Origin of the sequence: Polaribacter sp. Z014, from assembly GCF_023555435.1 — a bacterium.
Lineage (GTDB): Bacteria > Bacteroidota > Bacteroidia > Flavobacteriales > Flavobacteriaceae > Polaribacter.
Genome location: NZ_JALCZP010000075.1, coordinates 1 through 1,542 on the forward strand (window position 1 = coordinate 1; position 1,542 = coordinate 1,542).

Annotated in this window: 1 protein-coding gene; it reads left to right on the top strand. The window is 32.4% G+C overall.

Annotated features, from left to right (window positions below; all coding sequences use genetic code 11):
• The coding region (locus tag MPF19_RS18955) for a fibronectin type III domain-containing protein (RefSeq protein ID WP_249989841.1) at positions 1-1,542 on the top strand (1,542 nt) is incomplete at both ends.

Sequence of the window (1,542 nt, forward strand, 5' to 3'; positions counted from 1 at the left end):
TGGAGAAGCTGTGTATACCAACACAGTAAGTGAACCCTTTAGTGAAGACGGGATTCAAAAAAATTTTCAAATAAATATACCTACAACTGCAACTACTGGAAAAACAAGAATGCGTGTAGCTATAAATAGAAATAATTTAAATGATGCTTGTAATGCTGAATATCAAGTAGGTGAAATGGAAGATTATGATATTTATATAAAAGATGCGGCTGTAGCCCCCATTGCAAATTGTGTTGGTTCTATTAATATTAGTTTAGACCCACTAGGAAATGCATCTATAACAACAGAAGATATTAACAACGGTTCTTACGATGCTTACGACACTCCTAATGGCCGAGATTTACATTTATCATTAGACAAGTATAACTTTAGTTGCGAAAATATTTCAACTCCCACAACCGTTACTTTAACCGTTGTGGATTCCGATGGACTGTCATCCACCTGTACATCAACCGTAAACGTTACATCTTATACTGGTAATTTTGTAGCTCCAACTTTAGAAGACATAAAAGAATATTGTTCATATACCGCTGTTACTCCCGTAATGAACCTTAATTGTACACAAGAAATTATAGCTACTACAACAGATTCCACAACTTTTAACTCCCCAGGTTCTTACACTATAGATTGGGTATTTGATAATGGAACAACCACAAAAACGAGTACACAAAACATTACAATACAAACACCTACTTTACCTACTATTTCAATAACAAATATTAGTGAAACTACTGCAATAGTTCGATGGGAATCTGAAGATACAGACTCTTTTGTAATACAATATCGTTTAAAGGGCACTACAGCGTGGAATGAAATAACTTCTACCTTAAAATATGTAAAAATAACAGGTTTAGATGACGGTTTAGAATATGAAGTACAAGTAAAAACAGCATCTAGTTGCGATGATAGTTATACAGGTACCGCTACTTTTAACACTGTAGATGTACAATATTGTAATGACAATGTAAATGTTATTAAAGATAGCAAATATTATATTTCTAATGTTCATATTGGAAATATCAATAATTCTAGTGACGGTAATGCAAGTGTTTACGAATATTATAAAAACGTTTCTACAAATATTGTAGCAGGAGAAACATTTTCTGGAGAATTAACTTATACTAGAAATGCTTATAATAATACATTTGTAACTGTCTGGATAGATTATAATAACAACGGTGATTTCTCAGACCCGGAAGATGAAATTTTTAGTGCCGCCAATCCTGGAGATATTAATAGTGTTTTTAATATAGCACTTACTGACATTTTAGTACCAGAAACTGCTACATTAGGAAAAACAAGATTGCGCGTTAGTATCAAACACAATGCTACTCCTATAAATGCTTGTAACTTTGATTATCAAAAAGGAGAAATTGAAGATTATGACATATATATAGGCCCAATAGACAATACAGCTTTTGAGTCTGCAATGATTACACAAGTACTTAACTACAATGAAACAGACAGATGGATAGAAGTTACAAACACAAATCTAACAGAAACAATACCCGCTAATAAAGTTGCTTTGGCTTTATTTAAAAA